The 18,749-nt window shown below is 50.6% G+C and carries 18 protein-coding genes; 17 read left to right on the forward strand and 1 reads right to left on the reverse strand.

The genetic code is table 11. The annotated features are described in order from the left end of the window. The first annotated feature begins 179 nt into the window (after positions 1-179). The 6 genes from C1710_RS04860 to rpsI all read left to right on the forward strand — a co-directional run bounded on the left by C1710_RS04860 (position 180) and on the right by rpsI (position 4,451). Entirely contained in the window at positions 180-1,010 is an 831-nt protein-coding gene (locus tag C1710_RS04860; protein WP_102280654.1) for an energy-coupling factor transporter ATPase, read from the forward strand. Beyond that, a complete protein-coding gene (locus C1710_RS04865; protein WP_102280657.1) occupies positions 986-1,864 on the forward strand; it encodes an energy-coupling factor transporter ATPase in 879 nt (292 codons plus the stop codon). The genes C1710_RS04860 and C1710_RS04865 overlap by 25 nt, the downstream gene beginning before the upstream one ends. Further along, entirely contained in the window at positions 1,857-2,672 is an 816-nt protein-coding gene (locus C1710_RS04870) for an energy-coupling factor transporter transmembrane component T family protein (RefSeq protein ID WP_102280659.1), read from the forward strand. Before C1710_RS04865 ends, C1710_RS04870 begins: the two co-directional genes overlap by 8 nt. Positions 2,673-2,723: 51 nt before the next feature. After that, positions 2,724-3,479 carry a tRNA pseudouridine(38-40) synthase TruA gene (truA, locus tag C1710_RS04875; RefSeq protein ID WP_102280662.1) on the forward strand — a complete coding sequence of 252 codons (756 nt, stop codon included), beginning with the start codon at positions 2,724-2,726 and terminating at the stop codon, positions 3,477-3,479. A 115-nt stretch (positions 3,480-3,594) separates the two neighbouring features. Beyond that, positions 3,595-4,041 carry a 50S ribosomal protein L13 gene (gene rplM / locus C1710_RS04880; protein ID WP_102280664.1) on the forward strand — a complete coding sequence of 149 codons (447 nt, stop codon included), beginning with the start codon at positions 3,595-3,597 and terminating at the stop codon, positions 4,039-4,041. 14 nt (positions 4,042-4,055) lie between these two features. Continuing rightward, positions 4,056-4,451, forward strand: a complete 396-nt coding sequence (gene rpsI / locus C1710_RS04885) for a 30S ribosomal protein S9 (protein ID WP_102280666.1) — start codon at positions 4,056-4,058, stop codon at positions 4,449-4,451. A gap of 105 nt (positions 4,452-4,556) precedes the next feature. Here rpsI and C1710_RS04890 read toward each other — a convergent pair whose 3' ends face one another. Further along, entirely contained in the window at positions 4,557-5,594 is a 1,038-nt protein-coding gene (locus C1710_RS04890) for an aldose epimerase family protein (RefSeq protein WP_102280668.1), read from the reverse strand. A gap of 159 nt (positions 5,595-5,753) precedes the next feature. Between C1710_RS04890 and C1710_RS04895 the strand changes: the two genes are divergently transcribed. The 11 genes from C1710_RS04895 (at position 5,754) to C1710_RS04945 (ending at position 18,652) form a co-directional block, all read left to right on the forward strand. After that, positions 5,754-5,948, forward strand: a complete 195-nt coding sequence (locus tag C1710_RS04895; protein WP_102280671.1) for a 2-hydroxymuconate tautomerase — start codon at positions 5,754-5,756, stop codon at positions 5,946-5,948. Positions 5,949-6,318: 370 nt separating this feature from the next. After that, the gene (locus C1710_RS04900) at positions 6,319-6,897 is read left to right on the forward strand and encodes a glycoside hydrolase family 73 protein (protein WP_102281759.1); all 579 of its coding nucleotides are present in this window, start codon (positions 6,319-6,321) and stop codon (positions 6,895-6,897) included. An 11-nt stretch (positions 6,898-6,908) separates the two neighbouring features. Then, positions 6,909-7,484, forward strand: a complete 576-nt coding sequence (locus C1710_RS04905) for a xanthine phosphoribosyltransferase (protein ID WP_102280673.1) — start codon at positions 6,909-6,911, stop codon at positions 7,482-7,484. Positions 7,485-7,489: 5 nt separating this feature from the next. Then, entirely contained in the window at positions 7,490-8,722 is a 1,233-nt protein-coding gene (locus C1710_RS04910; protein WP_102280675.1) for an ATP-grasp domain-containing protein, read from the forward strand. 126 nt (positions 8,723-8,848) lie between these two features. Continuing rightward, a complete protein-coding gene (gene pcrA / locus C1710_RS04915; RefSeq protein ID WP_102280677.1) occupies positions 8,849-11,110 on the forward strand; it encodes a DNA helicase PcrA in 2,262 nt (753 codons plus the stop codon). 11 nt (positions 11,111-11,121) lie between these two features. Next, complete coding sequence (gene ligA, locus C1710_RS04920; protein WP_102280679.1) at positions 11,122-13,164, forward strand: NAD-dependent DNA ligase LigA; 2,043 nt, start codon at positions 11,122-11,124, stop codon at positions 13,162-13,164. A 38-nt stretch (positions 13,165-13,202) separates the two neighbouring features. Then, positions 13,203-14,282 carry a CamS family sex pheromone protein gene (locus C1710_RS04925; RefSeq protein WP_102281761.1) on the forward strand — a complete coding sequence of 360 codons (1,080 nt, stop codon included), beginning with the start codon at positions 13,203-13,205 and terminating at the stop codon, positions 14,280-14,282. A 130-nt stretch (positions 14,283-14,412) separates the two neighbouring features. Further along, positions 14,413-14,730 carry an Asp-tRNA(Asn)/Glu-tRNA(Gln) amidotransferase subunit GatC gene (gene gatC / locus C1710_RS04930; RefSeq protein ID WP_102280681.1) on the forward strand — a complete coding sequence of 106 codons (318 nt, stop codon included), beginning with the start codon at positions 14,413-14,415 and terminating at the stop codon, positions 14,728-14,730. After that, positions 14,730-16,199 carry an Asp-tRNA(Asn)/Glu-tRNA(Gln) amidotransferase subunit GatA gene (gene gatA / locus C1710_RS04935; RefSeq protein WP_102280683.1) on the forward strand — a complete coding sequence of 490 codons (1,470 nt, stop codon included), beginning with the start codon at positions 14,730-14,732 and terminating at the stop codon, positions 16,197-16,199. Before gatC ends, gatA begins: the two co-directional genes overlap by 1 nt. Further along, positions 16,199-17,626 carry an Asp-tRNA(Asn)/Glu-tRNA(Gln) amidotransferase subunit GatB gene (gene gatB / locus C1710_RS04940; protein ID WP_102280685.1) on the forward strand — a complete coding sequence of 476 codons (1,428 nt, stop codon included), beginning with the start codon at positions 16,199-16,201 and terminating at the stop codon, positions 17,624-17,626. Before gatA ends, gatB begins: the two co-directional genes overlap by 1 nt. A gap of 18 nt (positions 17,627-17,644) precedes the next feature. Then, complete coding sequence (locus tag C1710_RS04945; RefSeq protein ID WP_102280688.1) at positions 17,645-18,652, forward strand: diacylglycerol kinase; 1,008 nt, start codon at positions 17,645-17,647, stop codon at positions 18,650-18,652. The last annotated feature ends 97 nt before the right edge of the window (positions 18,653-18,749 follow it).

The raw sequence follows: 18,749 nt of genomic DNA on the forward strand, positions 1-18,749 counted from the left end.
ACTGAATAACGCGTAATAAAGAATCACTGCAATCTGTGGTATAGAGCGTTACGATGATGGGCATCGCCTTAGTCTAGCTCGAAGGCGGATTTTCCGCGCACCCTGATTGTAAGTGGTTTTTTTATACCCTTTTTTTCGGTATAATAGTTAACAGTGATTAATGAGGAAGGCGGGATTGTATGGCGGCGATTGTCACAACAAAAGATTTGACTTACCGCTATACTACAGATGGTAAGGCTGCACTTGATAAGGTGAGTTTGACGATCCCAGCCGGACAGTGGACCGCTATTATTGGTCATAACGGTAGTGGCAAGAGTACACTGGCCCGGTTGATAGACGGACTGTTGGCGCCGACGACCGGGTCGTTGACTGTAGCTGGAATGCCGATGGATGATGAACACGTGGTGGCTATCCGTCACCGAATTGGTTACGTTTTTCAGAATCCGGACAACCAGTTTATTGGTACCACAGTGGGTGAAGACGTGGCCTTTGGGCTGGAAAACCATCAGGTCCCGCGAGAAAAGATGCAGGAGATTGTTGAACAAAGTCTCGACTTAGTTGGGATGTCACAGATGATTGATGAACAGCCAGCTAGTTTGTCAGGCGGCCAAAAACAACGGGTGGCTCTGGCTGGGGTGCTTGCCATGGAACCAGATATCCTTATCCTGGATGAGGCAACCAGTATGCTGGATCCGGCGGGACGTGAACAGATAGATCGTTTGTTGCTGAAGTTACAGCGGGAGCGTCAAATGACAATTATTTCGATCACGCACGATGTAGTGGAAACCCTCGCAGCTGATTCGATAATAATCATCAATGATGGGCACCTGGTTAAACAAGGACCAGCAGATGAGGTCCTCAGTGATGCTGTCGGTTTGCTGCAACTAGGACTTGCTGCGCCATTTGTTGGGCGATTAAGGTTGGCATTAGAAAAACGGGGAATTAAGGTGCCTGCAAAGGTGACGGATGGTCAAAGGATGGTGGAATGGCTTTGTGCACAGTTAAGTTGAATCAAGTGGATTTCACTTACCAGTTTGGCACCCCATTTGCCCACCAGGCACTTTTCGACTTATCGTTAAAGATCGAGCACGGCTCATACACTGCTGTTGTTGGCCCTACGGGGAGTGGCAAGTCGACCATCATGCAACTGATTGATGGCCTTCTGAGACCGACGAAAGGGACGGTTTCCGTTAACGGTGTAACCGTGTCGCCATCGAGTAGTCTTCGCCAACTGGCGGCGTTGAGGGCAACGACCGGCTTTGTTTTCCAATTGCCAGAAAAACAGCTATTCGCTGAAACGGTAATTGAAGACGTCATGTTCGGGCCGCTCAATAATGGGCAGTCCGCATCAGCAGCGCGAGAAAATGCGTGTCAGGCATTGCAGCAAGTCGGTCTTGGTAAAGAGTTTGAACAGCAGTCTCCATTCGACTTATCTGGCGGTCAGATGAGGCGGGTGGCCATCGCTGGGGTGTTAGCGATGAAGCCCACTCTACTGATTCTCGATGAACCGACAGCTGGTCTTGATTCACAGGGGGCACGTCAAATTCTTGAACTGGTCGACCGTCTGCACCAGCAGGGGACGACAATCCTGTTGGTGACCCACCACATGGAGCAAGTTGCTACTTATGCTGACCAGGTAGTGGTCATCAACCACGGTCGGTTGGCATTCCAGGGAACGCCCCGGAAGCTGTTTGCGGATAGGAAACTTCTTGCCGAGAACTCCCTTCGCTGGCCGGCAGCAGTTTCTTTCGATCATGCCTTGCGTGATGGTGGAGTTCATTTGCCTGGACCAGTATCATTAAGCTTGGACGAACTTGCTGACAAACTGGCAACTCAGCTGAAAGGACGCGATCAGGATGAATAACCGGGTAGTGCTTGGGATGTACGTCCCTACCAATTCACGGTTTCATAGTCTAGACCCGCGGGCCAAGTTGCTGGTGGTCTGCTGGTACGTGGTGCTGGTTTTCCTGGCGACAAGCCTGGTGGAAAACTTGTGGTTAGCGCTGATCCTTGGCATGATGATGGTCATCACGAAAGTGCCTTTTCGCATGTACTGGCACGGCTTAAAGCCAATGGCCTGGGTAATCGCCTTTACGGTCGTTGTCCAGTTGCTCTTCAGTTCTGGCGGGATTACGTATTGGTATTGGGGACCGTTTCACTTAACGAGTGGCGGTATTAGTGATGCTGGCTTGGTCTTTGCGCGCTTTACCCTGGTTATTTTAGCATCGACGGTGTTAACAGTCGCTACTCCGCCACTGCAGCTCGCTGATGCCGTGGAGTCAATTATGAAACCGCTGAAGGTCATTCACGTTCCAGTGGGTCAGGTTTCACTGATGTTGTCTATCGCCATGCGTTTTATTCCGACGATCTTTGACGAGGTTGAGACCATTATGAACGCCCAACGGGCTCGTGGTGCCAAATTTGATGAAGGGAGCCTATTTAAGCGGGCGAAAAGGTTTGTCTCCGTCCTAATCCCGCTCTTTGTGACTTCGTTTCAACGGGCGGAAGAACTAGCGACTGCCATGGACGCGCGAGATTATTATCCGAACGGCAAGCGGACCAAGTACCGGTTGTTACGCTGGCAAAAACGTGATTGGGTGGCAGTTGGTCTAATGGCATTCGTGACCGTTGGCTTTTTGGTCTGCCATTGGTTCAATATAGCAATAATTTAACAAGTAGGAACGACGGTCTGCGGTGGTCGTCGTTTTATCATGGGAGAAAAAATGTATCGTTATAAAATCACCTTTGCTTATGATGGCACTAACTTTTCCGGGTTTCAGATTCAACCCCACCAAAGAACGGTAGAGCAGACCTTGAAAGACGTTGTGAATAAGATTGCCAAAAATCCACAACCACCGTTGAACGTGGTGGGGTCGGGACGGACTGACGCCGGCGTCCATGCCTTAAACCAGGTGGCCCACTTTGACTGCCCGTTTCACCTTAGTGGTGAGGCAATGAGAAAGGCACTCAACAGCCTTTTGCCGCGGGATATTTTAGTTAAGCGTGCCGAGGAAGTGTCATCGAGCTTCCATGCTCGCTTTTCGGCACACCGCAAAACTTACCGTTACCGGGTTGTTCAGGGGGACTTCGTTGATCCTTTTAAACGAAATTACACGGCTCATTACAAGTATCCGCTGGATGTCGAGAAGATGAATCGGGCCGCACAGGATTTCGTAGGTGAGCATGATTTTACGAGTTTTGTTGCTTCGGGAAGCCAGGCGAAGAGTAACGTTCGGACAGTGGAGCGGGCGCGTGTTTTTTATGACCAGCACGACCAAGAAGTGATCTTCGAATTCACCGGTAACGGCTTCCTGTACAACCAAGTAAGGATTATGGTTGCCTTTCTACTTGAGATTGGCAGTAATCAGCGCCCGGTTGATGATGTTCCGCGTGTTCTGGCGGCCAAAGACCGGGAACAAGCACGGATGACGGCGCCTGCGTCCGGACTATATTTGGTTAGTGTTGATTATGGGGAGTAAAGTATTGACGACCAGGCTGAAAACAGGTAAACTAATAGGCGGTATTCTTTGACCACTGATAAGCCCCGGAATCTTATTACGTTGTTAAAGAACACAAAAATTGGAGGAACTAATCGTGAGAACGACATACATGGCAAAACCAGGTGAAGTTGATCGCAAGTGGTACGTTGTCGACGCCAAGGATGTTTCCCTGGGTCGGTTATCTTCCACTGTCGCTGCTATTTTACGCGGCAAGAACAAGCCAACTTACACCCCTCACGTTGATACTGGTGACTTTGTTATTGTTATCAACGCTGCCGAAGTTAAGTTAACTGGTAAGAAGTCAAGCCAAAAGCTGTACTACCGTCACATCAGCAACAACCCAGGTGGGATGCACACCCGGACTGCTGGTGACCTGAAGGCTAACGATCCTGTTAAGTTGATTGAAACTTCAGTTAAGGGTATGCTGCCGCACACCCCGCTGGGTCGCAAGATGGGCATGAAGCTGCACGTATACGCTGGGGAGGACCACAGCCACGCAGCTCAAAAGCCTGAAAAGCTTGACATTACTAACTTAATCTAAGAGGAGGGGAAAATATGGCTCAACAAGTACAATACACCGGCACTGGTCGTCGGAAGGATTCTACTGCCCGGGTACGTCTGGTACCAGGTTCTGGTAAGATCACGATGAACGGCAAGGCCATCGAAGACTACATTCCATTTGCTAGTCTGCGTGCGATCGTTAACCAACCATTCAACGTTACTCAGACTGATGGTCAATACGACGTTCTGGTTAACGTTCACGGCGGCGGTTTCTCAGGCCAAGCCGGCGCAGCTCGTCACGGGATTGCCCGTGCCCTGCTAGCGGTTGACCCTGACTTCCGTGATGCCCTGAAGAAGGCTGGTCTGCTTACCCGTGACCCTCGGATGAAGGAACGGAAGAAGCCAGGTCTGCGGAAGGCCCGGAAGGCTCGTCAATTCAGTAAGCGTTAATCTGGTTGCCAGATTAAGGCGGACATTGACAACTTTGCCAATTCCATCAAATACAAAAACCACTCGGCAAAATGCCGGGTGGTTTTTTGCGTTCTTATAACCGTTTTAAGCGTGGTATTCGTAACGAATCTGGTAGTGGCGTGGCTGGTTTGGCCGGACGACGATATCACCGAATTCCGGATGGTTCGGGGTGTCCGGTAGGGTTTGCGGTTCTAAGGCGATCGCCATCCACTGGTTTGCGGGACGATTGTAACCTTGAATATGAAGGTTGTTGGCCGTGTACATTACCAGGCCGTTACGGTCGGAATAAATGTCAACACGGCGGTGACTCGTTCCATCTTCCAGGGTGGCAATTGGTGAGTCCATCCGGGCACGGCTAGGGGTCACTTTCCAAATGTCGTCAAAGCCACCCTCGGTTGTTTTTTCCATGGTGTGGAGGTGGTTGCCTAAACAACTTAAGCGAGTGAAGTCAAAACTGGTGGAATCAACCGGCAAGAGACGCCCCGTTGGCAACTTAGCGTCATCACATTCCAAGTGGTGGTCACCATTAATTTGCAAGAGGTGGTTTTCAATCGTGTTATCGTGATCCGAGAGGTTCCAGTAGGTATGGCAGGTAGGGTTAAAGAGGGTTGGGGCGCTGCTTTGAGCGGTGAAATCAAGGGTGACGGCATCGTTATCATCGAGGGTATAAATTGTCGTCATCGCCAGGTCACCAGGGTAGCTATCAAGGTCGTGGTTTGCCGTGTAGGTAAGGACTAACTGGCTACGGTGTTCGCCAACGAGTGGTTCCACGTGCCAAATGACACCACCAATGCCATTCGGACCACCGTGAATAGTATTGCCGTTTTCGTTGGTATCAACCTGGTATTGCCGACCATCAATTGTAAATTGCCCATTGGCAAGACGTCCCGCCGTCCGACCAATAATTCGACTAGCACATAACGAGGCCGTTTTGTCGTACGTGTGGACATCGTTGGTAGCGTACAAAAGATTTAGTGGACCGTGAGTACTGGGAACCGTGAAGGCCTGCCAAATACCACCATAGTCAAGGACGCTGATGCTGACGTCGTGTTTGTTGGTGAGGGTGTACTTGGTGACTTTACGACCATCAAGTTTCCCAAAATTTTCTGTCGATAGTTTCATGGTTTTACCTCCAAGTTTCTTATCTTATTCTTATTGTACAACAGAATGAAAAGGCTACCAATTAGGGAAGGACAAAATCATCAAGCGTTCCTTGTTCATCGCGGTGAGTATGCTATAATCACTGCAACCATTGTTAACGATTTTTAAGGAGTGATTGTGATGCCATTAATCCACATTGAACTGCTGGCAGGACGGACTGAAGAACAACTAAAGAAAATTGTCGAAGACGTTACTAGAGATGTTGCGAAAGACGCCAACGTTCCTGAAGAACGGGTCAACATTGTCTTGACCGAATTAGCTCATAACCGGTTGGCAAAGGGTGGCGAACTGGTCAGCGATCTGGAAAATAAGTAGACAGAATAATTTGAGCGTGACCAACCGTGAAACAGAAATCAGAATGATTTCGTTTTTGAACGGTGCTAACGCGGAAGTCATTTATGCCTTCGTCGTCACGACGCGCAGCTAGGCTGTCTGCCGCCCCAGCGAGCAACAATAGGCCTCTAGCGTTCGGTTTTACCAGAACGTTAGAGGCCCTTGTTGTACCGCTTGTTAACTTTTAGTATAGATATGGGCGATTATGCCACGGCCTTTTTATTGTCAACAGGGTGGCGGCGCTTGTTTCGTCCTTAATAATTGCGGTAGAATATTCTTAATAAGCATGAATTGAAGGAGGCACTGGCGCGTGGCAAGAAAACGCAAACGCAGCAGTCGCAAAAAGAAAAATATGGGTAGCCGCTTGGCAGCCGTGGTGGTAGTAGTTTTGCTTGTCTTTGTGGGTGTCTACGTTGGGCATCATCTCTACCAGCGTTACCAACAGCAGCAGATTATTGAAAAGCGGAATAACGCCCGCAAGCTGTTTATCAAGCAGGTAGCACCGGAAGCGCAGGCAATGCAGAACCGTTACCATGTGTTGGCTTCGATTACCATTGCCCAGGCTATTTTGGAATCCGACTGGGGCAGTAGTCAGCTAGCTTCACAATATCACAACCTCTTCGGCATCAAGGGTACTGGCGCTAACTCCAAGGAAATGTCGACTAAGGAGTACGTCGATGGCAAGTGGATCGTGATTAAGGGCCGCTTCAAGGTATATGACTCCTGGGATGCGTCAATTAAGGATCACACCCACCTGATGATTACCGGGACAGATACTAATAAGCAGAACTATTCCCAGGTGACCCAGGCGACCAATTACAAGCAAGCCGCGAAGGGGCTCCAGCAGGCTGGTTACGCGACGGATCCCGACTACGCGAAGAAGTTAATTAGTGTTATTCAGACCTACCACCTTGACCAGTATGACAAGTAAAGGAGCAAACCATGCAAGAATTAATTGACAAAATTAAGCAATACGGAATGGTACTACCGCATGACGTCTTAAAAGTAGATGCCTTTTTGAATCACCAGGTGGATCCTCAACTGATGAAACACGTTGGTGAAGAGTTTGCAAAGCGGTTTGCAGGTAATTCGATTGACCACGTTTGGACGGTCGAATCGTCAGGGATCGCGCCGGCACTAATGACGTCCTTGGCACTTGATGTTCCGATGATTTTTGCTCGTAAGCACCAGAGCCTGACTCTTAAACACGATATGTATACTGCCAAGGCTTATTCATACACTAAGCAGACGACCAATAACATTTCTATTTCCAAAAAATACGTCACTCCTGGCGAACATGTTTTGTTGATTGATGACTTTATGGCTAACGGCCAGGCGGTTAACGGGATGTTGGAAATTGCCAAACAGGCCGGAGTTCACGTTGTCGGGATTGGTATCGTGATCGAAAAGAGTTTCCAGCCTGGTGGCAAGAAACTGCGGGAACAAGGACTGCGTGTGGAATCGCTGGCAAAAATCAAGTCGCTGGCGGACGGAAAAGTTAGTTTTGTGGAGGAATGATAACAATGGCAAACGAACCGCTTTATCCGGGAAAAACAGTTGGCCTGATTGGCTTGGGACACAATGGCGGGGCATTGATCGCTGCTGTCAAACGCGCCGGATACCGGGTGGCTGTCTATGTTGACCACTCCATGCCAGAAACCACCCGTGCGGCGGACCTGACGATGGTAGCCAACTACCGGGCTAAGGATACCCTCAAAGAATTTGCAATGTCTTGCGACGCTATCCTCTACCCAACGGCGACCGTCGATGCGGTTGTTTTAGAGTACCTGGTCAAGTTTACGAGCGTTCCCCAGGGTGCCAACGCCCTGGAAATTTGCCAAGACCGCTTGATGGAACGGGCATTCCTTGACCAGTTGAATGTCAACGTTGCACCATACGTAACGGTTATTAGCCTAGACGACGTTTACCAGTCAATTGATGCGATTGGTTACCCGGCCTTGCTAAAGCCAATTCAGCGGGGCTTAGGTGAGAAATCGATGCGGATCGAACGGCAGACTGATATTTCACGTGCTGCTGACTTTATTGACACCGGGACTTACCTGCTGGAATCGTGGATTGACCACACCAACGAGTACACGATGGTGGCCGTTACTAACGGCCAGGACACCAAAATGTTTCCGCTGACGGAATTGGTCTTGGATGACCACCGGAAGCTGGTGGAAGTGAAAACACCGGCTGCTGTTCCTGACGATATGCTGGGTGAAATGAAACGCATTACGAATAACGTGGCTAAAAACCTACAGTATCATGGCGTCTTCACCGTTAATTTCTACGTGACAAGCAATGGAAACCTCTATGTCAAGGGAATTCAGCCAGCGCTGTCGGTTATTGGCAACGTCTTTGATAATACCGCCACGATCAGTCAGGAGGAGCAATTCCTCAGATCAGTTACCGGGCGGCCACTGCGTCAGCCGGTCATTACTCAGCCGGGGCTGATGATGGTGGTTCGTCAGGCACAGCGGGAGGCAGTTTACCGCCAGTGGCTGCTCAAGGATAACTGGCAATTCCAGTTCTTCTTGAACGACAAACATGACGATGATCCGTTATCCTTAGCCGGATTTGTCTGGGTTACGGGGTTGGACTCGCAAGATAAGCTCCAAAACCAGGTTGATGACACCGAAGTATGGACTAACGAGTTGCCAAGCGAAGCCGGCGGCGACACCCTTACCGGGGACCCACTATTAGATTTGGCAACTGATCACGATGATGATCAAGCTGAACCTCAAGATAATTAACTACCAAACACCGTGGCCACGTGTCACGGCCTTTTTTATTGATAAAAGCAGGTCCGTCGTCCGCACTCATGGAGTTAATATTTGTTATAATTGAGATCGACTGAATTTTAAGAGGGGTTGAAGAACGTGAGTAGCGATGCGTTGATTAAGGGACTTAATGATAAGCAGGCCGAGGCCGTTCAAACCACCGAGGGGCCACTTCTGGTTTTGGCTGGGGCCGGTTCTGGCAAGACCCGGGTACTAACTCACCGGGTGGCCTACCTGATCGAAGAAAAAGGAGTTAACCCGTGGAATATCTTGGCAATTACTTTTACTAACAAGGCGGCCGCTGAAATGCGTGAACGGGTCGGCAAGCTGCTGGGCGAAAGTGCCCGTGATATTTGGGTATCCACCTTCCATGCCCTTTGTGTTCGTATTTTGCGTCGCGACATTGACAAGCTGGGCTTCAACCGGGCCTTTACCATCGCTGACAGCGGGGAACAACGGACACTGGTCAAGCAGATTTGTGGTGACTTGAACTTGGACACCAAGCAGTTCGACCCACGAAGCATTCTCTCTGCCATCTCCAATGCCAAGAATGCGATGCAGACACCAAGCGAGTACGCGAAACAGGCCCAGGGCTTTTTCGACAAGGTCGTGGCCAAGGTGTATACCCAATATCAGCAACAGCTGACGGCTAACCAAGCACTCGACTTCGATGATCTGATCATGAAGACGATCGAATTATTTGAGAAGGATGCCGATACCCTGGAATTTTACCAGCGAAAGTTTCGTTACATCCACGTTGACGAATACCAAGACACTAACGATGCCCAATATCAGTTAGTTCACATGTTGGCGGACACCCCGGAACATAACCTGTGTGTGGTCGGGGATGCGGATCAATCAATTTATGGCTGGCGGGGTGCCAATATCGAAAATATCCGTAACTTTGAGCGCGATTATCCAAACGCGAATGTCGTCTTGCTGGAACAAAATTACCGGTCGACTCAAACAATCCTCGATGCTGCCAATGAAGTGATTGTCAATAATACTGACCGCAAGAAAAAGAATTTGTGGACCGACAACGGTAAGGGTGAATTAATTTCCTATTACCGGGCGCAAAGCGGTAATGATGAAGCCCAATACGTGGTGGAACAAATTCGCAAGCAGATGGCAGAACACGGGTTGCACTACAACGACTTTGCCGTTTTGTACCGGACCAACGCGCAGTCCCGGACAATTGAAGAAACCTTCGTGAAGAGCAACGTCCCTTACCTGATGGTGGGTGGTCACAAGTTCTACGACCGGATGGAAATTCGTGATGTGCTGGCCTATCTGACCTTGATTGCCAACCCAGATGACTCACTCAGTTTTCAGCGAGTGGTCAACACTCCCAAGCGGGGGATTGGTTTAAAGACAGTTGACCGTCTGCGCACCTTTGCGGCTGACCACCACTGGTCACTGCTTAAGGCGTTGGACCACCTGGACCTGGCTAACGAAATCAATACCAGCGCAAAGCGTCATTTGAGCGAGTTTGCGGCAGTGATTAGTAATGCTCGCCGGCAAATGAATGAACTGAGTGTCACCGAATTGACTAACCAGCTCCTGGAAGACAGCGGCTACCTGCAGGCGCTCAAAAAGAGTAAGTCGCTAGAAGCTCAGTCGCGGATTGATAACTTGGACGAATTCCTGACGGTTACCAAGCAATTTGATCAGGATCACGAGGATGATGATGCTGACCACAGCGAGTTGTTAACCAACTTCCTGGCTGACCTGGCCCTCGTATCCGATCAGGATGACGTTGACGAAAGTGAACCGGCAGTTACCATGATGACAATCCATGCCGCCAAGGGACTGGAATTTCCAGTAGTCTTCATGGTGGGGATGGAAAGCGGTCTTTTCCCACTTTCTCGGTCAATGGATGACCCAGAGCAGTTGGAAGAAGAGCGGCGACTGGCCTACGTTGGTATTACCCGGGCTAAGCGCAAACTCTACCTCACTAACGCCTTATCACGGATGTTGTACGGGCGGCCGCAACACAACGCCCCGTCGATGTTCGTTGATGAAATTAATGACAGTTTGATTCATTCCGATTCACCGGCGGCAGCACTGAAGAACGTCCCGTTCAGCCAGCGGCTAGCTACCAAGCAGACTTGGCGTGAATTACACCAGAAACACGGTGTTCACCATTCTGTTAAGCACGAAAACACTGGCAGCGGCGCCGATAAGGTGGGCTGGCAGGTTGGTGATAAGGTAACTCACCGTAAGTGGGGCGCGGGGAGCGTCCTGGCAGTTCATGGTACTGGCAAGGACATGGAACTGGATATTTTCTTCCCAGGACTCGGCACTAGTGGCAAGAAGCGGTTGCTGGCTGCCTTTGCACCGATTCAGAAGGTTGAAAAATAAGGAGGCTGAAGATGGTAGAAGAAAAAGCAGTCGACCAGTTAACGCTAGAAGAAGCCAAAGAAACCATTGGACCGCTGCGGGACCAGTTGACCCAGTGGGGAAAAGAATACTACGAGCAAGATAAGCCGACGGTCCCGGATTACGTCTATGATCGCGAGTATGAGCGTCTGGTTGAACTAGAAGCCCGTTTTCCGCAGCTCAAGACGGCTGATTCACCGACACAACGGGTTGGTGGACGAGTAACGACTGACCTGCCGAAGGTCCCGCACGAGATTCCAATGCTATCGATGGGTGACGTTTTCTCACTCGAAGAACTGCTGGACTTCAATACTCGTCAGCAGGCTGATGGCGGAAGCGACCACCCCTTTGAATACAACCTCGAATTGAAGATTGACGGGTTATCACTTTCCGTGGTGTATGAAAATGGTAAACTTGTGCAGGCTTCGACCCGGGGAAACGGGGTCATCGGCGAAGACGTCACTGCCAACGTAAAGACAATCAAGGAAATTCCCCAGCAGCTGAACGAACCACTTTCGTTGGAGTTCCGGGGAGAATGCTACATGCCGAAGAAGGCCTTTGCCCAGCTTAATGAGCAACGAGAAGAGGCTGGCCAACCGATCTTTGCCAACCCGCGGAACGCGGCAGCCGGCAGCCTCCGCCAGTTAGACCCGCGAGTGACCGGGCACCGGCAATTAGCAGCTTTCATGTACTATGTCCCGGAATGGCGGAAGTTGGGCGTGACTACCCAGGCAGAGGCGCTGGACCGGATGCGGGAGCTTGGGTTTGTCGTCAACCAGACTAACCGGGTAGTTCACTCGGCCGCAGAAATCCGTGATTACATTGACGAATACACGGCACAGCGTGACCAGCTGGCATACGGTATCGACGGAATCGTCGAAAAGGTCAACGACCTGGCTACCCAGGACGAACTGGGGGCAACGGTCAAGGTGCCGCGTTGGGAAATTGCCTATAAGTTTCCACCAGAAGAAGAGGCAACAATTGTTCGCGATATCGTTTGGACGGTCGGCCGAACCGGCAACGTTACCCCGACGGCTGTGATGGATCCCGTTCAGCTAGCCGGGACAACGGTCAGCCGGGCCTCGTTGCATAATCCGGACTACCTGAAGGCAAAGGATATTCGTCTGGGTGACACCGTCTATCTTCACAAGGCGGGGGACATCATTCCCGAAATTTCCCGTGTTGATCTGAAGAAGCGTCCGGCAGATAGCCAGCCTTACCAAATCCCGACCCAGTGTCCAGTCTGTGGTTCAGACCTGGTCCACTTAGACGACGAAGTGGCCTTACGGTGCATCAACCCGATGTGCCCAGCCCAACTAAAGGAAGGTTTGGCGCACTTTGCCTCCCGAAACGCGATGAATATTGATGGCCTGGGGCCGAAGATTATCAACCAGCTGTGGGAAAAGAAGCTCGTCCATGACTATGCTGACTTGTACCAGTTAACTGACGACCAATTATTAACTTTAGATAAATTTGGTGAAAAATCGGCAGCCAACCTGTTGACAGCGATTGATAATAGTCGCCATAATTCATTGGAACGTTTATTATTCGGTCTGGGAATCCGTCATGTTGGTGCTAAGGCTGGTCAATTACTGGCAGCCCGTTTTAAGTCGATGGATAACTTGATGGCCGCTAGTCAGGAAGAAATTGCCAGCGTTGCCAATATCGGACCAACAATCGGTGAGAGTGTTGCCACCTACTTTGCTAATGACCAAGTTAGACGCCTGGTGGATGAGCTGAAAAACGTGGGTGTTAACATGACCTACGACCAACCGGAAGCCGGCACTGAGACCGCTGAGAGCCCGTGGAATGGGCGTCGGGTGGTACTGACTGGTAAACTGGTGGAAATGACCCGTGGCGAAGCTAAGCAGTGGTTGGAAGCTCACGGGGCTAACGTTACCAGTAGCGTTTCAAAGAAAACAGATATAGTCATTGCCGGTGATAAGGCGGGGAGCAAGTTGGCACGGGCCAATGACCTTGGTATCACCGTGTGGGACGAAGCGCGTTTCGCCCAGGCAATGAAGGAGGAACAATAATCGTGAAGTGGAAGAAAGCAGCAGTTGCAGTCATTACGATGGCCTGCGCGCTGTCATTATCAGCTTGTGGGTTTCACAAGAAGAGTACTAGCAATAGCAACTACACGACAACCGGGTCAGCTGGCAAAAATTATCAGGGCGTGATCGAGCATGGTCACTACAAGGTCAGCAAGTCTCGGGGAGTGAATGTGACGCAAAACTCTAACCAGTACAACTTGAAGAGTTTTGAAACCGGGCTGACGGAAGTATCCCAAAAGGTATTTTCGCCGAAGAGTTATATCTTCCAGGAAGGTCAGTACTTAGACACCACTGAAGTACAGCACTTGCTGGGCCGGAAGTCGGCGAAGAATCCGGAAGGACTGAACCCGAAAAAGGGGAAGTCGAGTGATCCGAACCCGGAATTTATCCAGCAACTGGAAGAACAGGACTTTGTTCAGCAAAGTGGTGGTTCCCTGAAATTAAAGGGGATGACTATCGGGATCGGGATCAACTCCGAATACAACTACCAGAAGAAGACCGATGGTCCCCAGTACACAAAGAAGATTAGTGATGCGGAAGTCAAACGGCAGGGTGAAATTGCCGCTGCCAAAGTGCTGAAGCAGATTCGACAGAAAAAAGGCTGTCAGAACATTCCGATTGTGATTGCTCTTTATAAGCAGGCGCCCGACGACAGCCTAGTTGGCGGTAGCTTCTTTGCCTACGAAAAGAGCAGTGGGACCTCACTTGGGGACTGGAAGGAATTGAATTACAAGACGACCGTCATGCCAAAAGCAAGCGGCGCTAACTCGACGAATAAGGATAACGAGAGTGATGATAACAACTTCTCTAACTTCAAGAGCCAAATTCAGAGTTTCTTCCCGAACATCAGCGGGGTAACGGCCCAGGCACAGTACAAGAATGACAGTCTTGCGGGGATGCACATCACCGTGACGACGCAATTCTACAGTGAAACGGAAATTCAAAGTTTCACCGACTACATTGCTCAAGCAGCAAAGAAGTACCTGCCAAACGGGATTCCAATTGATATCCGGATCCAGTCAGACTCCGAAATGCAGGCAATTGTGTTTAGAAACGCTGGTTCCGACAAGTTCCAGACCCACGTTTTGACATCTTACTAGCATCAAAAAATCATGGCTCGGCCAAATGCCGGGCCATTTTTCGTGAAAGCAGGCTTGTAAACCAGACCGATACGGTGTTATGTGCTAAAATATGAAGCGTATGAATTTTTAACGGAAGAGGGATGAATCAATGGCAGACCAAATCAATGAAGAAGAGGTTAAGCACGTTGCAGCACTTGCTAAACTTGAATTCAGCGATCAGGAATTACCAGAGTTTACCAAGAAGCTCGATGACGTTATGGACTTATTCGCCCAGTTGGCGAATGTCGATACCACTGGTGTTGAACCGATGGTTTCACCAACTGACTTGGTAAACGTAATGCGAGAGGACAAGGCTGAACACGCATCAGCTCGGCAGATTCGCCGGATGCTGGATAACGCACCGGATGCCGCAGCCGGCCTCATTAAGGTACCAGCAATTATCGATGAAAGCGGGGACGGTGAATAATGAACTTTTTTGATAAAGACCTTCAGCAGGTTCACGAAGACCTGGTGAACAAAAAGGTGAGCGCCAAGGAAATAACCCAGGCTGTCATCGATAACATTAAGAACCACGAAGAACAGCTCCACGCTTTTCTGCGGGTTAACGAAGCAGAAGCACTTGCTGCTGCCGAAAAGGTGGATGAAGAAGGAATTAAGGACGACCAGTTGCTAGCCGGGATTCCACTGGCAGTGAAGGATAACATCCTCACCGACGGCATCACCACGACGGCTGCTTCCAAGATGCTGGAACACTTTAAGCCGGTTTATGACGCCACCGTTATTAGCAAGCTGAAAGAACAGCGCTTCATCAACGTTGGTAAGACCAACCTGGATGAATTTGCGATGGGTTCGTCAACAGAAAACTCTGCCTTTGGGCCAACACACAACCCGTGGAACACCGACTACGTTCCTGGTGGTTCTTCTGGTGGTTCTGGTGCCGCTGTTGGTGCCGGGGAAGTCCTCGGTGCCCTGGGGACTGATACCGGTGGTTCCGTCCGGATGCCGGGGAGCTTGAACGGGGTAGTTGGTTCCAAGCCAACTTATGGCCGGGTTTCCCGTTACGGGATTGTGGCCTTTGGCTCAAGTTTTGACCAGGTTGGCTGGTTGACCCAAAACGTCAAGGACAACGCCTACCTGACGTCAGTAATTAGTGGTCACGACGAACATGACATGACCTCTTCAGACCGGGAAGTACCCGACTTTGCTGCTGGATTGAACGACAGCACCAGTGTCAAGGGTCTGCGGATCGGGCTACCTAAGGAATACATGACCGATGCTATTTCACCGGCAGTCCGTAAGGGGATCGAAGATGCTGCTAAGCTCTACGAATCGCTGGGCGCAACGGTAGACGAAGTTTCCCTGCCACACACTGAAGACGGGATTCCGGTTTACTACATCCTGGCTACTGCCGAAGCATCTTCCAACCTCGGCCGTTATGACGGGATTCGCTACGGCTTCCGGGCAGCTGATGCTAAGAATATCGACGACGTTTACGTCAAGTCGCGTTCTGAAGGTTTCGGGCCAGAAGTTAAGCGGCGGATTATGCTGGGGACGTTCGCTCTATCAGCCGGATCTTACGATGCCTACTTTATGCAGGCAGCCAAGGTTCGGCGGATGATGGCCAACGACTTTGTGGACGTCTTCCAGAATTACGACTTGATCATGGCACCGATGGGAACTGACGTGGCCTTCAAGCTGGGGTCAGAAACGCAGGACCCAACCCAGATGTACATGAACGACATCCTGTCTGTTCCGGCCAACATGGCTGGGCTGCCATCAATGTCCGTTCCGGCAGGCTTCAGCAAGGGACTGCCATTTGGGATGCAGCTGATCGGGAAGCCATTTGACGAACAGACGATGTTTAACGCCGGTTACGTCTTTGAACAAAACACTGATTACCACAAGCAGCACCCACAGTTAGGAGGCCAGAACTAATGAATTTTGAAACGACCATTGGTCTGGAAGTCCACGTGGAACTTAAGACCAACACCAAAATCTACAGTCCGTCGGCCGTTGAATATGGTGACGAACCAAACAGCAATACCAACGTCATTGACTGGGCCTACCCGGGGACGCTGCCGATTCTGAACAAGGGTGTCGTCCGCGACGGGATCATGGCCACACTGGCCCTGCACGGTCAGGTTCGCAAGCACATGCACTTCGACCGGAAGAACTACTTCTACCCGGACAACCCGAAGTCATACCAAATTACCCAGAAGGACACGCCAATCGGCCACGATGGCTGGATTGAAATCGAAGTTGACGGCAAAAAGAAGAAGGTCGGCATCGAAGAGCTCCATATCGAAGAAGATGCCGGGAAGAACACCCACAGTCCAAACGGTTTTTCCTACGTTGACTTGAACCGTCAGGGGACGCCGTTGATCGAAATTGTCTCCAAGCCCGAAATGTCATCGCCCGAAGAAGCGGTGGCCTACCTGGAAGCACTCCGTCAGCGGATCCAGTTTACCGGGATTTCTGACGTAAAGATGGAAGAAGGGTCAATGCGGTGCGACGTCAACATTTCCGTTCGCCCGTACGGCTTTGACCAGCTGGGAATTCGTTCTGAAATCAAGAACCTGAACTCCTTCAACTTCGTTAAGCGGACACTGGAATACGAAATCAAGCGTCACCAACAGGTATTGATGAGTGGTGGCCAGATTGCCCAGGAAACGCGGCGGTTCGTCGAGGCTACCGGGGAGACGGCTTCAATGCGTTCCAAGGAAGGGGCAGACGATTACCGTTACTTCCCAGAACCGGACATCCCACCGATGGACGTCAGCCAGGACTGGATTGACGAAATTAACGGCCAGATGCCAGAAATGCCTGGTGAACGCCGCAAGCACTACGTTGATGACCTCGGCTTAACTGACTACGATGCCAAGGTACTGACCCAGACCAAGGAAATGTCAGACTTCTTCGAAGAAACGGTCAAGGACGGGGCTGACGCTAAGCGGGTTGCTAACTACCTGATGAACGATGTTAACTCCTACCTGAATGACAACCACGTAGACCTGCCGGACACTAAGCTGACACCAGCTAACCTGGCGGGGATGCTGAAGCTGATCGAAGACGGAACGATTTCCACCAAGATGGCTAAGAAGGTCTTTGTCGGAATCCTCGATGGTCAGGAGCCAGCGGCTTATGCTAAGGAAAAGGGCCTGATCCAGTTGTCTGACCCAGCCCAGATTCAGCCAATTGTTGATGACGTCTTAGACAACAACCAGCAGTCCATCGAAGACTTCAAGAACGGAAAAAAGCGGGCTGTCGGCTTCCTGATGGGTCAAGTGATGAAGGCCACTCACGGTAAGGCTAACCCGGGTGTTGCCAATAAGCTGCTGATGAAGTCACTGAACGCACGCTAGTCATTGGAGGGAGTTTCAATGCGGAAACGAGCGCGAATTATTTATAACCCGACTGCGGGACGGGAAGCGTTACGCAGTCACCTGGTGGATATTTTAAATATCTACGAGCAGGCTGGTTATGAAACAAGTGCTTTTGCGACAACCCCGGCACCTAATTCGGCCAAGAATGAGGCGGAACGGGCAGCAAAGGACGGTTTTGACTTGGTAGTTGCCGCCGGTGGTGACGGGACGCTCAACGAAGTGGTGAACGGCCTGGCACCGCTGAAACACCGGCCAACCATGGCAATTATCCCGGCTGGGACGACCAATGATTACGCGCGGGCGCTGAAAATTCCGCGTGATGATCCGATTGCAGCGGCACGGTTGATCTTGCGCAAGAACAAGAAGTTCAAGATCGATATTGGGCAAGCCGGCCAGAAATATTTTATGAACATTGCGGCTGGCGGAACGCTCACTGAGTTGACCTATGACGTCCCATCAGACATGAAGTCGCTCTTTGGATACCTGGCCTATCTGGTTCGTGGCGCAGAATTGTTACCGCGGATCAAACCGGTACCGATGGAGATCAAGTACGACGACCACGTCTTTAAGGGAACGGCATCGACGATCCTCTTGGCGCTGACCAACTCGGTTGGTGGCTTTGAACAGTTAGTACCGGATGCGGCGTTAGACGATGGTAAGTTTACGATGATCATCGTTAAGGAAAGCAAGCTGGCGGGGATTATGCAACTGATGGCCAAGGCCCTGCAGGGCAAGCACCTCGACGACCCGCGCATTCTCTACGCCAAGGCGGCTGAAGTTCAAATCACTCCCTTGGATAACGAGGACCGCTTGATGATTAACCTCGACGGTGAATACGGCGGTGACGCGCCAATGAAGTTCCGTGACCTCAAGCAGCACCTGGAAGTGGTCGCCAACCTGGATGAAATTCCGGACGATGCGATTACGGAATCCGCTGACTTTATGCGAGCGGAAAAGGACTTTGTTGACGGGGTCAGCAAGATTAAAGATAGTGAACAAGATTAAATAGCTGTTAGTGTAGAGTAAAAGGAGATCATCGTCGGGTGATCTCCTTTTTCTGTGGACGAATTGGTTTGCAAAGGGCGGAGCAAAACCATACAAT

The sequence above is a fragment of the [Lactobacillus] timonensis genome, assembly GCF_900240275.1.
GTDB classification, from domain to species: Bacteria; Bacillota; Bacilli; order Lactobacillales; family Lactobacillaceae; genus Limosilactobacillus; species Limosilactobacillus timonensis.

What these genes read in the sequence shown, in the direction of transcription:
- C1710_RS04910 (WP_102280675.1), top strand. Translation starts at nt 7,490, where the DNA reads ATGGCAAACGAACCGCTTTATCCGGGAAAAACAGTTGGCCTGATTGGC.
- gatC (WP_102280681.1), top strand. Translation starts at nt 14,413, where the DNA reads ATGGCAGACCAAATCAATGAAGAAGAGGTTAAGCACGTTGCAGCACTT.
- C1710_RS04900 (WP_102281759.1), top strand. Translation starts at nt 6,319, where the DNA reads ATGGGTAGCCGCTTGGCAGCCGTGGTGGTAGTAGTTTTGCTTGTCTTT.
- C1710_RS04945 (WP_102280688.1), top strand. Translation starts at nt 17,645, where the DNA reads ATGCGGAAACGAGCGCGAATTATTTATAACCCGACTGCGGGACGGGAA.
- rpsI (WP_102280666.1), top strand. Translation starts at nt 4,056, where the DNA reads ATGGCTCAACAAGTACAATACACCGGCACTGGTCGTCGGAAGGATTCT.
- C1710_RS04870 (WP_102280659.1), top strand. Translation starts at nt 1,857, where the DNA reads ATGAATAACCGGGTAGTGCTTGGGATGTACGTCCCTACCAATTCACGG.
- C1710_RS04890 (WP_102280668.1), bottom strand. Translation starts at nt 5,594, where the DNA reads ATGAAACTATCGACAGAAAATTTTGGGAAACTTGATGGTCGTAAAGTC.
- truA (WP_102280662.1), top strand. Translation starts at nt 2,724, where the DNA reads ATGTATCGTTATAAAATCACCTTTGCTTATGATGGCACTAACTTTTCC.
- C1710_RS04925 (WP_102281761.1), top strand. Translation starts at nt 13,203, where the DNA reads ATGGCCTGCGCGCTGTCATTATCAGCTTGTGGGTTTCACAAGAAGAGT.
- gatA (WP_102280683.1), top strand. Translation starts at nt 14,730, where the DNA reads ATGAACTTTTTTGATAAAGACCTTCAGCAGGTTCACGAAGACCTGGTG.
- ligA (WP_102280679.1), top strand. Translation starts at nt 11,122, where the DNA reads ATGGTAGAAGAAAAAGCAGTCGACCAGTTAACGCTAGAAGAAGCCAAA.
- C1710_RS04895 (WP_102280671.1), top strand. Translation starts at nt 5,754, where the DNA reads ATGCCATTAATCCACATTGAACTGCTGGCAGGACGGACTGAAGAACAA.
- gatB (WP_102280685.1), top strand. Translation starts at nt 16,199, where the DNA reads ATGAATTTTGAAACGACCATTGGTCTGGAAGTCCACGTGGAACTTAAG.
- C1710_RS04865 (WP_102280657.1), top strand. Translation starts at nt 986, where the DNA reads ATGGCTTTGTGCACAGTTAAGTTGAATCAAGTGGATTTCACTTACCAG.
- C1710_RS04905 (WP_102280673.1), top strand. Translation starts at nt 6,909, where the DNA reads ATGCAAGAATTAATTGACAAAATTAAGCAATACGGAATGGTACTACCG.
- C1710_RS04860 (WP_102280654.1), top strand. Translation starts at nt 180, where the DNA reads ATGGCGGCGATTGTCACAACAAAAGATTTGACTTACCGCTATACTACA.